Origin of the sequence: Granulimonas faecalis (assembly GCF_022834715.1) — a bacterium.
Lineage (GTDB): Bacteria > Actinomycetota > Coriobacteriia > Coriobacteriales > Atopobiaceae > Granulimonas > Granulimonas faecalis.
Genome location: NZ_BQKC01000001.1, coordinates 1,080,843 through 1,093,222, shown reverse-complemented (window position 1 = coordinate 1,093,222; position 12,380 = coordinate 1,080,843). Strand labels below are relative to the sequence as shown.

At 67.9% G+C, this 12,380-nt stretch carries 13 protein-coding genes; all 13 read left to right on the top strand.

What is annotated here, in order from left to right; genetic code table 11:
- Positions 1-81 precede the first annotated feature (81 nt).
- The 13 genes from OR600_RS04990 (at position 82) to gmk (ending at position 12,375) form a co-directional block, all read left to right on the top strand.
- Positions 82-1,215, top strand: coding sequence for an extracellular solute-binding protein (locus OR600_RS04990; RefSeq protein ID WP_135977369.1), 1,134 nt, complete (start codon positions 82-84; stop codon positions 1,213-1,215).
- 142 nt (positions 1,216-1,357) lie between these two features.
- The gene (locus tag OR600_RS04985) at positions 1,358-3,133 is read left to right on the top strand and encodes an ABC transporter permease (RefSeq protein ID WP_135977370.1); all 1,776 of its coding nucleotides are present in this window, start codon (positions 1,358-1,360) and stop codon (positions 3,131-3,133) included.
- Between the two features lie 3 nt (positions 3,134-3,136).
- A complete protein-coding gene (locus tag OR600_RS04980) occupies positions 3,137-4,213 on the top strand; it encodes an ABC transporter ATP-binding protein (RefSeq protein ID WP_135977371.1) in 1,077 nt (358 codons plus the stop codon).
- 81 nt (positions 4,214-4,294) lie between these two features.
- Positions 4,295-5,359: a glycosyltransferase family 2 protein gene (locus tag OR600_RS04975; RefSeq protein ID WP_135977372.1), complete on the top strand. Its 1,065-nt coding sequence runs from the start codon at positions 4,295-4,297 to the stop codon at positions 5,357-5,359.
- 183 nt (positions 5,360-5,542) lie between these two features.
- Entirely contained in the window at positions 5,543-6,115 is a 573-nt protein-coding gene (pyrR, locus tag OR600_RS04970; RefSeq protein ID WP_135977373.1) for a bifunctional pyr operon transcriptional regulator/uracil phosphoribosyltransferase PyrR, read from the top strand.
- Positions 6,115-7,047, top strand: coding sequence for an aspartate carbamoyltransferase catalytic subunit (locus tag OR600_RS04965; protein ID WP_135977374.1), 933 nt, complete (start codon positions 6,115-6,117; stop codon positions 7,045-7,047). The genes pyrR and OR600_RS04965 overlap by 1 nt, the downstream gene beginning before the upstream one ends.
- Entirely contained in the window at positions 7,034-8,323 is a 1,290-nt protein-coding gene (locus OR600_RS04960; protein WP_135977375.1) for a dihydroorotase, read from the top strand. Before OR600_RS04965 ends, OR600_RS04960 begins: the two co-directional genes overlap by 14 nt.
- 50 nt (positions 8,324-8,373) lie before the next feature.
- On the top strand, positions 8,374-9,165 hold the full coding sequence (locus tag OR600_RS04955; protein WP_135977376.1) for a dihydroorotate dehydrogenase electron transfer subunit: 792 nt from the start codon (positions 8,374-8,376) through the stop codon (positions 9,163-9,165).
- Positions 9,159-10,088 carry a dihydroorotate dehydrogenase gene (locus OR600_RS04950; protein ID WP_135977483.1) on the top strand — a complete coding sequence of 310 codons (930 nt, stop codon included), beginning with the start codon at positions 9,159-9,161 and terminating at the stop codon, positions 10,086-10,088. Before OR600_RS04955 ends, OR600_RS04950 begins: the two co-directional genes overlap by 7 nt.
- Positions 10,079-10,801, top strand: coding sequence for an orotidine-5'-phosphate decarboxylase (gene pyrF, locus OR600_RS04945; RefSeq protein WP_135977377.1), 723 nt, complete (start codon positions 10,079-10,081; stop codon positions 10,799-10,801). The genes OR600_RS04950 and pyrF overlap by 10 nt, the downstream gene beginning before the upstream one ends.
- A 17-nt stretch (positions 10,802-10,818) precedes the next feature.
- Positions 10,819-11,415 carry an orotate phosphoribosyltransferase gene (gene pyrE, locus OR600_RS04940; RefSeq protein WP_135977378.1) on the top strand — a complete coding sequence of 199 codons (597 nt, stop codon included), beginning with the start codon at positions 10,819-10,821 and terminating at the stop codon, positions 11,413-11,415.
- Between the two features lie 87 nt (positions 11,416-11,502).
- Complete coding sequence (gene mihF, locus OR600_RS04935) at positions 11,503-11,811, top strand: integration host factor, actinobacterial type (RefSeq protein ID WP_135977379.1); 309 nt, start codon at positions 11,503-11,505, stop codon at positions 11,809-11,811.
- Between the two features lie 3 nt (positions 11,812-11,814).
- Positions 11,815-12,375, top strand: a complete 561-nt coding sequence (gene gmk, locus OR600_RS04930; RefSeq protein ID WP_135977380.1) for a guanylate kinase — start codon at positions 11,815-11,817, stop codon at positions 12,373-12,375.
- Positions 12,376-12,380: the final 5 nt, after the last annotated feature.

Sequence of the window (12,380 nt, the reverse complement as noted above, 5' to 3'; positions counted from 1 at the left end):
TGGTTCGGCCCTAAAAAAGAAGACATACCAAACGCCGTCCAGCGGCGCGCGTCAACGTGGTCTTCTAGGGAAGGAACCGAAATGCGCAACATCTCACGCAGGGGTTTCATCGGTGGCTCCGCCATCGCGGCGGCCGGGCTCGGCCTCGTCGGCTGCAGCGGCGGCGACACGGGTCAGGCCGAGGCCGACACCAGCGAGAACACCGTCAACGCCCCCCAGGAGCTCATCGACGCCGCCAAGGAGGAGGGCGAGCTCATCGTCTACGGCTCCTGCGAGGAGGAGCACGTCCAGGCCTGCGTCGACCACTTCAAGGAGCTCTTCGGCCTCGACGTCCAGTTCCAGCGCCTGTCTACGGGCGAGGTTCAGGCCAAGATCGAGGAGGAGAACGGCAACCCCTCCGCCGACGTCTGGTTCGGCGGCACCACCGACCCCTACAACGTGGCGGTCACCAAGGGCCTGCTCGAGCCCTACGAGGCCCAGAACGCCAGCCATCTCATCTCCGACACCTACCGCGACCCTGACGGCCAGTGGTACGGCATCTACAAGGGCATCCTGGGCTTCATGGTCAACAAGGACGAGCTCGAGCGCCTCAAGATCGACGAGCCCAAGGATTGGGACGACCTGCTCGACCCCAAGTACAAGGACCTCATCTGGCTGTCCAACTACAACACCGCCGGTACGGCCAAGCTCGTCATCAACACCATGATTCAGAAGAAGGGCCACGACGAGGGCATCAAGTACCTCGTGGACCTCGACAAGAACATCCACGTCTACACCAAGTCGGGCTCCGGTCCCTCCAAGAACGTTGGCACCGGCGAGTGCACCGTGGGCATCGGCTTCCTGCATGACGGCATCATGCAGATCGTGGACAACGGCTACGGCAACATCGGCCTCGTGATCCCGTCCTCCGGAGCCTCCTACGAGGTCGGCGCCACGGCTATCTTCAAGGGCTGCAAGCACCCCAACGCCGCGAAGCTCTGGATCGAGTACGCTCTCTCGCCCGACTGCGTCGAGCGTGCCGCCGAGGCCAAGGCCTACCAGTTCCTGGTGCTCGACAACGCCAAGCAGCCCGAGATCGCCACCGAGTACGGCCTCGACCCGGACAACGTCATGGAGTACGACTTCGAGGACGCCAAGAACAACACCGAGCGCTACGTCGAGGAGGTCATGACGGCCCTCGGCGGCGGCGACGCCGAGCGCTTCCAGACCGAGTAGCCCCTCGCCCCATCCGGCTCGGCAACCGCTGTCGGTTCCCATCTAGAGTTCGACATCGCAAGGTACCGGGCGGCCCCAGGCTCGCCCGGTACCTCTTTTGCTGAATGCAGACTGCATGACAAATCCTGAATGGCAGGTGCCCATGGCCCAAGACCAAGGAAAGGCGCTCGACCGCAAGAAACTGCTGGGCGACCCCATCCTCATCACCACCATCGTGGTGCTCATCGCGTTCCTCACCCTGTTCATCCTCTACCCGCTCGCCATGCTGCTGGTTGACTCGTTCATCTCCGGCGGCGGCTTCACGCTCGACGTGTTCGCGCGCATCTTCCAGATGCCCTCGTTCACGACGGCCATCACCAACACGCTTTCCGTTGGCTTCCTCGTGGGCGTCGTGAGCGCCCTCGTCGGCCTCCTGTTCGCCTATGTGGAGGTCTACGTGCAGCTCAAGACGAGGTTCATGCGCGGGCTCTTCTCGCTCGTGTCCATGCTCCCCGTGGTGAGCCCGCCGTTCGTGCTCTCGCTCTCCATCATCATGCTGTTCGGCAAGTCGGGCATCATCACCCGCTACCTGCTGGGCATCTACGACAACAGCGTCTACGGCTTCTGGGGCATCTTCGTCGTCCAGTCGCTGACGTTCTTCCCCGTGTGTTACATGATGCTCAAGGGCCTGCTCATGAACATCGACCCCTCCCTCGAGGAGGCGGCCCGCGACATGGGCGCCAGCCGCTGGAAGGTCTTCACGAGCGTCACGTTGCCCCTCATCGCCCCGGGCCTCGGCAACGCGTTCCTCGTCACCTTCATCGAGTCCATCGCCGACTTCGCCAACCCCATGATCATCGGCGGTTCCTACGACACGCTGGCCACCACCATCTACCTACAGATCACCGGTGCCTACGACAAGCAGGGCGCCGCGGCCATGGCCGTCGTGCTCCTCTGCATCACCCTCGTGATGTTCGCCGTGCAGAAGTACGTCCTGGAGGCCAAAAGCACGGCCACCCTCTCCGGCAAGGCGAGCCGCGGGCGCATGCTCATCGCCGACCGCTCCGTCACCGTGCCCCTCACGGTCCTCTGCAGCGCCATGGCCGTGTTCGTCGTGGTCATGTACCTCTGCGTGCCGTTCGGCGCCCTGTTCAACACCTGGGGCTACGACTTCACGCTCACACCGAAGTGGTTCATCCAGCTCTTCACGCACTACCACGGCCTCGACGCCTTCGTGGACTCCTTCGCCCTGTCGCTGATCGCGGCGCCCGTCACGGCCATCCTGTCCATGATCATCTCGTACCTCGTGGTGAAGCGCGACTTCAAGACCAAGGGCTTCATCGAGGCGGTCTCCATGCTCGCCATGGCCGTCCCCGGCACCGTCCTCGGCGTCGGCTACATCCGCGGCTTCTCCGGCGGCATCTTCGGCACCGGCGTTATGCAGGGCCTCTACGGCACGGCCGCCATCCTCGTCATCGTGTTCATCGTCCGCTCCCTGCCCACCGGCACGCGCTCGGGCATCTCGGCCCTGCGCCAGATCGACAAGTCCATCGAGGAGTCGGCCTACGACATGGGCGCCGACAGTTTCACCGTGTTCCGCACCGTGACCCTGCCGCTCATCAAGGAGTCGTTCCTCTCCGGCCTCGTGACGGCCTTCGTGCGCTCCATCACCGCCATCTCGGCCATCATCCTGCTCGTCACGCCGTCGGTACTGCTCATCACGGTGCAGATCAACGAGTTCGCCGAGAAGGGCGCCTACGGCATCGCGTGCGCGTTCGCGACGATCCTCATCGCCATCACCTACGGCTCGGTGCTGCTGATGAACCTCGCCATCAGGCACTTCGGAACGAGCCGCAAGGCCAAGGGGACAGACGACGAACTCCCCGAGACCATCAAGAAGGACTACCTCGAAGACAGCCGCCAAGTGGAGGAGCTCTAGACCATGGCAAAAGAGAAGAAGGGCGTTCGCCTCGACCACATCTCCAAGATCTACCAGGACCCCAAGACCGGCAAGGACTTCTACGCCGTGCACGACGTGAGCCTGTCCATCGAGCCCGGAGAGTTCGTCACGCTGCTCGGCCCGTCGGGCTGCGGCAAGACCACGATCCTCCGCATGATCGCCGGCTTCGAGTCCCCCAACGAGGGCGAGATCTACCTCGGCGGCGAGCCCATCAACGAGCTCACCCCCAACAGGCGCGACACCGCCATGGTGTTCCAGAGCTACGCCCTGCTGCCGCACTACAACATCTTCGACAACGTGGCCTACGGCCTCAAGCTGCGCAAGGTCCCCAAGGACGAGATCCGCAAGAAGGTGGTCAACATCCTCGGGCTCGTGGGCCTCGAGGGCATGGAGGACCGCATGACCAACCAGCTCTCCGGCGGCCAGCAGCAGCGTGTGGCCCTGGCGCGCGCCCTGGTCCTGGAGCCCGGCGTCCTGCTCTTCGACGAGCCGCTCTCCAACCTCGACGCCAAGCTGCGTGTGGACATGCGCAACGAGATTCGCCGCATCCAGCAGGAGGCCGGTATCACGGCCGTCTACGTCACCCACGACCAGTCCGAGGCCATGGCGCTCTCTGACAACATCATCATCATGAAGAAGGGCGTCGTGGAGCAGATGGGCGACCCGCATACGGTCTACTACCGCCCCGCGAACGAGTTCGTCGCCGACTTCATCGGCGAGTCCAACTTCCTCCACGGCGCCATCGTGGAGCACGACGGCCAGCACGGCGTGGCCGAGGTCGAGGGGCACCGCGTGCCCATCGCCAACATCGAGCATCTGGGCGACGGCGACGCCTGCACCCTCGTGCTGCGCCCCGAGGCCGCCAAGGTGGCCGACGAGGGCGTCCTGCCCTGCGAGGTCGTCCTCTCGCGCTTCATGGGCAACTACCACAACTACCACGTCAAGGTCGGGGGCACCGTCGTCAAGGTGACCGACTTCAACCCCAAGAACCACAAGGTCTACGAGGTGGGGGAGAGCGCGTTCGTCGACTTCACCCGTGACGACGTGCACGTGCTCTAGCTACCATGGGAGAGGGGCGCCGCGCTGCGACAGCCGGCGCGGCGCCCCTCTCCCTGACCCCGACCCCCGCCGAGGAGGCCCATGGACGCCGCCCCGCTCTTCTCACTGGTGATGTGCCTCTTCGACGTCGAGTCCTACGTGGGGGAGGCGGTCGAGGCCCTTCGCGCGCAGCAGTTCGACGACTGGGAGCTCATCATCGTCGACGACGCGGCGGAGGACCGCTCTGTGCTCCGCGCCCTCAGGGCAGCGGGCCGGGACCCCCGGATCCGCATGGTCCACAACAACGCCAACCTGGGCCTCGCCGCGTCGCGCAACCGCGGTCTCGACCTCGCCCGAGGGCGCTACGTGGCCTTCCCCGACGCCGAGGACCACCCGGAGCCCGACTACCTCTCGGTGGCCGCGGAGGCCGTCGCGGCGGAGGACCCCGACGTCGTGGTCGAGGGGGTCGTCGAGGACTACTTCAACCACCGGGGCAACGTCGCCTTCTCCGAGGAGCTTCGCGCGCCAGCCGGCGTCTACGAGGGCGACGAGGTCGACCGCCTCATGCTGCCGTTGGGCGTGGGCAGGCTCATCGACTTCGTGTTCACCAAGTTCTTTCGCCGCTCCATGGTGGGGGAGGCCCGGTTCGAGGTGGGGCGTCGCCACTACTCGGAGGATTTCTTCTTCGTGCTCGAGATGATGGAGCGCGCCCGCAAGGTCGTCGTGGTGGACCGAAGCGCCTACCGTTTCGAGAAGCACATCCGCGCCGAGCGGAACCTCACCTTCACCGAGGGCACCTTCCTCGAGAGCGAGCGCCGCGTGGCCGCCCTCCAGCTCCACCAGCAGGAGCACGGCCTCGACACCCCCGACAGCCGCCGGGCCCTCGGCGCCGTCTACGGCCGTGCCATCATGGACGAGGTCGCCCGCATCACCGAGCAGATGAGCGACGTTCCCAAGGGTGAGCGCATCGCCTGGCTGGGGAAGGTGAGGGAGGACCCGCTCTTCGAGACCGTCGTGGCGGGGCCAGGGCAGCCCGACGGCTTTCTCGACGGCCTCATCCACCAGGCCCTCGTGGACCCCAATCCCAAGAAGGCCCTGCGCCTGGGCCACCTCATCGGCTACCTCAAGAGCTTCGGCCCCGAGTCGTGGTCGCGCGCGCAGCCGTGATCTTTCGGGGATGTGGGAAACTCCCTTGTTCTTTTCCTTGCCTTCGGGTACAGTGTCCAAGACCTTTAAGAGCGGTACGGGATGCCGTCAAGGCGATAGAACATATCAAGGCCACATCTGGCCCGCCTTCGCACGGACGCCCTGCCGCATCGGCCGGAGCGTCTTTTTTGTGAAAGGAGCCAGATGGAGCAGACGAAGCCCAAGGCCACCATCATGGACGAGGCCACCATGGACCGCGCGATCACGCGCATCGCCCATGAGATCCTCGAGCGTAACGAGGGGGCCGACACCATCGCCCTCGTCGGCATCGTGCGCCGCGGCGCCACGATCGCGCGCAAGCTCGCCGATCAGATCGAGGCCATCGAGGGCACCCGCCCGCAGGTGGGCCTCCTGGACATCAGCTTCTACCGAGACGACGTCACGAGGCGCCTCGCGCCGGTGCTCCACAAGACCGAGATCCCCTTCAACGTCGACGGCAAGGACATCATCCTCGTCGACGACGTCCTCTACACCGGGCGCACGGTGCGCTCGGCCCTCGACGCGCTCATGGACTTCGGCCGCCCGGCCACCATCCAGCTCGCTGTGATGGTCGACCGCGGCCACCGCGAGCTGCCCATTCGCGCCGACTACGTGTGCAAGAACGTGCCCTCCTCCCGCGACGAGGACGTGCGCGTGTGCCTGGAGCCCCTCGACGACCACGTGGCCGTGGAGATCTGGGACGTGGAGACCGAGAAGAAGCCCGGAGGTGCGGCCTGATGCTTTCCGTTCGCAACCTGATCGACACGACCTCTCTCACCGCCGACGACATCACGCAGATCCTCGATGTCGCCCGCTCCTTCGACGAGGTCAACAGCCGATCCATCAAGAAAGTCCCGGCCCTGCGCGGCCGCACCATCGTGAACCTCTTCCTCGAGCCCTCCACGCGCACCCGCAGCTCCTTCGAGCTGGCCGAGAAGCGCCTCTCCGCCGACGCCCTCAACATGGGCGGCTCCACCTCCTCGGTGGTCAAGGGCGAGTCCCTGGCCGACACCATCCAGACCATCGACGCCATGAACGTCGACATGTTCATCTGCCGCGCCAAGTTCGCCGGCACCCCGCACCTCATCACCGAGAACACCGACGCCCGCGTCATCAATGCCGGCGACGGCAAGCACCAGCACCCCACCCAGGCCATGCTCGACCTCTACACCATCCGCGAGCACTTCGGCCACCTCGACGGCCTCAAGGTCGCCATCGTGGGCGACCTGCTCCACAGCCGCGTGTGCGGCTCCCTCGTGCCCGCCCTCAAGACCATGGGCGCCGAGGTCACCCTCGTGGGCCCGCCCACGTTCCAGGTCGTCGACCCCGCTTACTACGGCGTCGAGCAGACGAGCTCCCTCGACGAGGTCATCGAGGAGATGGACGTCGTCTACATGCTCCGCGTCCAGCTGGAGCGCATGGGCGGCGCCGCCATCCCGAGCCGCCGCGAGTACAACCGCCTCTACGGCCTCGACCTCGCGCGGCACGCCCGCATGAAGGAGGGCGCCATCGTGTGCCACCCCGGCCCCATGAACCGCGGCATGGAGATCATGCCCGAGGTGGCCGACGCCCCCAACTCCAAGATCCTGAACCAGGTCAATGCCGGTGTCTGCACCCGCATGGCCGCCATGTACCTGCTGCTCGGAGGAGACGACAATGATGTTGCTTAAGGGTGCCCGCGTCATCGACCCCCAGGTGGGGATCGACGGGGTCATGGACGTGCTGGTCGACGGCGGGCTCATCGCCGAGGTGTCCGAGGCCGTGGACGCCCCCGAGGGCTGCGAGGTCGTGGACTGCGCCGGCAAGGTGCTCGTCCCCGGCCTGGTTGACATGCACGTGCACTTCCGCGACCCCGGTTTCGAGTACAAGGAGGACATCGCGTCCGGTGTGCGCGCCGCGACCCACGGCGGCTTCACCGACGTGGCCACGATGCCCAACACCGACCCGGTGACCGACACCGGCACGGCCGTGCGCTACCAGATCGACCGCGGCGCCGACGCCGGCCTCACCCGCGTCCACCCCATCGGCGCGCTCACCCGCGGCGAGGACGGCGAGTCCCTGGCCGAGATCGGCGACATGGTCATGGAGGGCGCGTGCGGCTTCTCCGACGACGGCCACGGCGTCCAGTCCGCCGGCATGATGCGCACCTGCATGGAGTACGTGAGCCAGTTCGACCGCGCCGTCATCGCCCACTGCGAGGACGAGTCGCTCACCGCCAACGGCGTCGTCAACGAGGGGCGCGCCAGCACCCGCCTCGGCATGTTCGGCTGGCCGGCCCTGGGCGAGGAGCTCGAGGTCATGCGCGACATCGAGCTCTGCCGCCTCACCGGCTGCCCGCTCCACGTGGCCCACATCTCCACGGCCCGCTCCCTCGACCTCGTTCGCGCCGCCAAGGCGGAGGGCCTGCCCGTGACCTGCGAGGTCACCCCGCACCACCTCTTCCTCACCGAGGAGAACATCACCGACTCCTACAACACCAACCTCAAGGTCAACCCGCCGCTGCGCACCCGCGACGACGCCGAGGCCCTCGTGGCCGGCCTCGCCGACGGCTCCATCGACTGCGTCGTGTCCGACCACGCCCCCCACGCCGCCCACGAGAAGGACTGCGAGTTCGAGATCGCCTACTTCGGCACCGTCGGGCTCGAGACCACGCTCCCGCTCATGCTCACCTACCTCGTGGACCGCGGCACCGTCACCTGGCAGCGCCTCGTCGAGGTGCTGGCCGTGGCGCCCCGCCGCATCCTGCGCCTCGCGCCCGTGGCCGTGGAGGCCGGCTCCGCCGCGGACCTCACCCTCATCGACCCCGAGGCCGCCGTCACCGTCACCCCCGAGTACTTCGAGAGCAAGTCCAAGAACTCCGCGTTCCTCGGCCTGCACCTCAAGGGGGCCGCGTCCGACGTGGTGATTGGCGGTAAGCGCGTTCTGGAGGCGGGCCTCGTTCGCTGATGGCATAGACTGACCATCAGCAGCCCGCCTTTCAGAAAGGAGCCCCGTTCATGCCCACCCCCTCGCCGGCACGGGTCCACGACGCCGTCGTGGTGTCCAACGTGCCAGTCGCCTCGAGCCTGTGGAGGCTGGTCTTCCGGGCGCCGCGCCTGGCCGCGTCGCTCTCCAGCGGCCAGTTCTTCAGCATCGCCGTCCCCGGCGAGCCCAAGCAGACCGCCCGCGTGCCGCTCTCCTTCTCCGCCATCGACTACGACGCCGGCACGGTGGAGACCGTCTACGCCGTCCAGGGGCCGGGGACCCGGGCCCTGGCCGCCATGGCGCCGGGGGCCGAGACCACCGTGCTCGGCCCGGGCGGCCACGGATGGTCGATCGACGCCGCAACCCACCGGTGCCTCATGGTCGCCGGCGGCTGCGGCATCACCCCCATCCTCTCGGCGGCCGTCTCCATGGGGCTCGAGGGCATGGACTACGACGTGGTGGTGGGGGCCCGCACCGGTTCGGCCGTCTGGGGCGTCGACCGCCTCGTGGCCTCCGGCGCCGGCAACGTCATCGTGGTGACCGACGACGGCACGGCCGGCGCCAAGGGTACCACGGTGGACGTGGTGGAGAGCGCCCTTCCCACCGAGAAGTACGACCTTGTCCTCACCTGCGGCCCCGAGCCGATGATGAGGGGGGTCGCGGAGCTCTGCGCGGAGTGGTCCGTCGCGTGCCAGGTCTCCATGGAGCGGATGATGACCTGCGGCTTCGGTGCGTGCGCCACCTGCGTGGTGCCCACGGACCACGGCAATGTGGGCGCCTGCATGGGCGGCCCGGTCTTCGATGCCACGGAGGTGGTCTGGTGAGCGCCCCCAACATGGCCGTCGACCTCGGCGGCATCCAGATGAGCAACCCCGTCAACACCGCCGCCGGCACCTACGGCTTCGGTTGGCAGTTCGAGGGGTTCTACGACGTGTCCACCCTCGGCGCCATCACCACCAAGGGATGCGCCGCCGAGCCGTGGCCCGGAAACCCGGCGCCCCGCATGTGCGACGTCACCTCGGGCGTCATGAACTCCGTCGGCCTGCAGAACCCCGGCGTCCGCGGCCTCGTGGCCGAGGCGGGGGAGTACCTCGCCGGCCTTTCCGAGAAGGGGTGCCAGGTCATCTGTCAGGTGGCCGGCCACTCGGTCGACGAGTACGTGGCCGCCGTCGAGCTCTTCGAGGAGCTCGCCCCCTGGGCGGCCGGCCTCGAGATCAACATCTCGTGCCCCAACATCGCCGCCGGCGGCTGCGCCATGGGCTCCACGCCCGAGGGGGCGGCCGAGGTCGTCCGGGCCGTGCGGCCCCGCACCTCGCGGCCCCTCCTCGTGAAGATGGCCCCGGCCCGGGTGGTCGACGTCGCCCGCGCCCTCGAGGCCGAGGGCGCCGACGCCCTCTCGGTCATCAACTCCATCCCGGCCATGGCCATCGACGTTCATACGCGCCGCTCCAAGCTGTCGCGTCCCACGGGCGGCCTCTCGGGCCCCGTGCTCCACAACATCGCCGTGCGCATGGTGTGGGAGGTGGCCCAGGCCGTCGACATCCCCATCAACGGCGTGGGCGGCGTCGCCTCCGGGGAGGACGCGGCCGAGTTCATCCTCGCCGGCGCCACCGCCGTCTCCGTGGGCTCCGCCAACCTCTTCGACCCCGAGTGCGCGCCGCGCATCCTCGCCGAGCTCGAGGAGTGGGTCGCCTCCCAGGGCGTGGACGACGTCAACGAGCTGATCGGAGCCTTCGAATGCCAGTGAGTGCAGACGCCAGGGACCGCGTGATCGTCGCCCTCGACTGCTCGCGCTCCGAGGCCCTGCGCCTCGGCCGCGAGCTCGCCGGCACCGTGGGCTGGGTGAAGGTTGGCATGACCCTCTTCTACGCCTGCGGGCCGGACATCGTGGACTACCTGCGCGGCCTCGGTTTCAAGGTCTTCCTCGACCTCAAGCTCTTCGACATCCCCCATCAGGTGCGCGGGGCGGCCCGGAGCGCCGTCTCCTGCGGCGCCGACATGCTCTCGATCCACGGCCTCGGCGGCGCCGCCATGGTGGCCGCCGCCCGCGAGGGGGCGTCGTCGGTGGGCCGCACCTCGTCCTGCGACATCGTCGCCATCACCGTGCTGACCTCCATGGACCAGGCCTGCGCCGACTCCGTGGGGCTCGCGGGCCCCGTCGACCGCGAGGTGGCTCGCCTGGCGAGCCTCGCCTGCGCCAACGGCGCCGACGGCATCGTGTGCTCGCCCAACGAGGCCTCCGCCATGCGGGCCCTCCTCGGGCCGGCCGCCCGGATCGTGTGCCCCGGTGTGCGGCCTGCCGGCTCCGACCTCGGCGACCAGTCCCGTGTGGCCACGCCCGCCGAGGCGATCGCCCGGGGGGCGAGCCGCATCGTGGTGGGCCGCCCCATCACCGGCGCCGACGACCCGGTAGCGGCCGCCCGGGCCGTCGTGGACGAGGTCGCCGCGGCCCTCGACTGACAGAAAGGACCAGGAAAATGGACAAGCGTCTGGACGACGCCGCCATCATGGGAATCCTCGAGGAGACCGGGGCCGTGCGCCACGGCCACTTCGTGCTCACGAGCGGGCGCCACTCCGACACCTACATCCAGTGCGCGCGCGTCATGGAGAGCCCCACGACCACGGTGGAGCTCGCCAGGGAGGCCGTCGAGCGGCTCCCTGAGGACGTGCGCTCCGCCGTCGACCTCGTGGCGTCCCCGGCCGTGGGCGGCATCACCTTCGGCTTCGCCATGGGCTACGCCCTCGGCGTCGACTTCATCTTCACCGAGCGCCAGGAGGGCAGGATGTGCCTCCGCCGCTCCTTCGAGGTGCCCGAGGGCGCGAAGGTGCTGGTATGCGAGGACGTCGTGACCACCGGCGGGTCCGTCAAGGAGGTCTGCGACCTCGTCGAGGCCGCCGGCGGTGAGGTGGTGGGCGTCGTGTCCATCATCGATCGCCAGACCGACCGTCTCTTCGACGCCCCGTTCTTCCCCTTGCTGGCCGTCGACGCCGCCTCGTGGGACCCCTCTGAGTGCGAATTGTGTGCTAATGGGGGGCGTCCTGAATCCCTCGGGTCGCGCCGGCTTGCAAAATAGCCGCTAGATTGCCAGAATAACCGTGCTGCCGACGCTTTTCGTTATCGGCTGCACACTTGAACTGTGACCAATCGATAGGAGTTATCCATGGCACTTCCTCAGCTCTCTGAAGAGCAGCGCGCCGAGAACCTCAAGAAGGCTGCCGCCGCCCGTCACGCCCGTGCAGAGCTCCGCGAGAAGATCAAGAACGGCGAGGTCTCCCTCGAGGAAGTCTTGAACTCCGACGACTCCGCCGCCACCCGCATGCCCGTGCGCGCCCTCATCGAGTCGCTGCCCGGCTACGGCAAGGCCAAGGCCGCCAAGATCATGGAGGAGCTCGACATCTCCCCCAAGCGTCGCGTCCAGGGCCTCGGCGCCCGCCAGCGTGAGCGTCTCCTCGAGATTCTCTCCAAGTAACCCGTGGCTGCCCGCCTTTTCGTCGTCTCGGGACCGTCTGGCGCGGGGAAGGGGACGTTGGTCTCGGCCGTGCGCCGGGCCCGCCCCGACCTCGGCCTGACGGTCTCTGCCACGACGCGCGCACCCCGTCCCGGCGAGGTCGACGGCGTGGCATACAGCTTCAAGACCGACGCCGAGTTCGACGCCATGGTCGAGGCCGGCGAGTTCCTCGAGTGGGCCCACGTCGCCGGCCACCGCTACGGCACGCCCGTCTCGGAGGTGGAGCGCGTGCTGGCCTCGGGCCACTCGCTCATCCTCGAGATCGACGTCCAGGGCGGCCTCAACGTGAAGCGGCTCATGGACGACGCCGTCCTCGTCTTCATCGAGCCCCCCTCCATGGAGGAGCTCGAGCGCAGGCTCAGGGGCCGCGGCACCGAGTCCGACGAGGACATCGCCCTCAGGTTGGGTCAGGCCGCGGGTGAGACGGCCCTCGCGGCATCCTACGACGCACGCATCGTGAACGACGACCTCGACCGGGCGACAGCCGAGCTGCTCTCGACGGTCGAGGCCTTTGAATCGGAATGAGGTTT

Coding starts and splice junctions, on each gene's coding strand:
- mihF (WP_135977379.1), top strand. CDS start 11,503: ATGGCACTTCCTCAGCTCTCTGAAGAGCAGCGCGCCGAGAACCTCAAG.
- OR600_RS04955 (WP_135977376.1), top strand. CDS start 8,374: ATGCCCACCCCCTCGCCGGCACGGGTCCACGACGCCGTCGTGGTGTCC.
- OR600_RS04960 (WP_135977375.1), top strand. CDS start 7,034: ATGATGTTGCTTAAGGGTGCCCGCGTCATCGACCCCCAGGTGGGGATC.
- OR600_RS04985 (WP_135977370.1), top strand. CDS start 1,358: ATGGCCCAAGACCAAGGAAAGGCGCTCGACCGCAAGAAACTGCTGGGC.
- OR600_RS04975 (WP_135977372.1), top strand. CDS start 4,295: ATGGACGCCGCCCCGCTCTTCTCACTGGTGATGTGCCTCTTCGACGTC.
- pyrR (WP_135977373.1), top strand. CDS start 5,543: ATGGAGCAGACGAAGCCCAAGGCCACCATCATGGACGAGGCCACCATG.
- OR600_RS04980 (WP_135977371.1), top strand. CDS start 3,137: ATGGCAAAAGAGAAGAAGGGCGTTCGCCTCGACCACATCTCCAAGATC.
- pyrE (WP_135977378.1), top strand. CDS start 10,819: ATGGACAAGCGTCTGGACGACGCCGCCATCATGGGAATCCTCGAGGAG.
- OR600_RS04990 (WP_135977369.1), top strand. CDS start 82: ATGCGCAACATCTCACGCAGGGGTTTCATCGGTGGCTCCGCCATCGCG.
- pyrF (WP_135977377.1), top strand. CDS start 10,079: ATGCCAGTGAGTGCAGACGCCAGGGACCGCGTGATCGTCGCCCTCGAC.
- OR600_RS04965 (WP_135977374.1), top strand. CDS start 6,115: ATGCTTTCCGTTCGCAACCTGATCGACACGACCTCTCTCACCGCCGAC.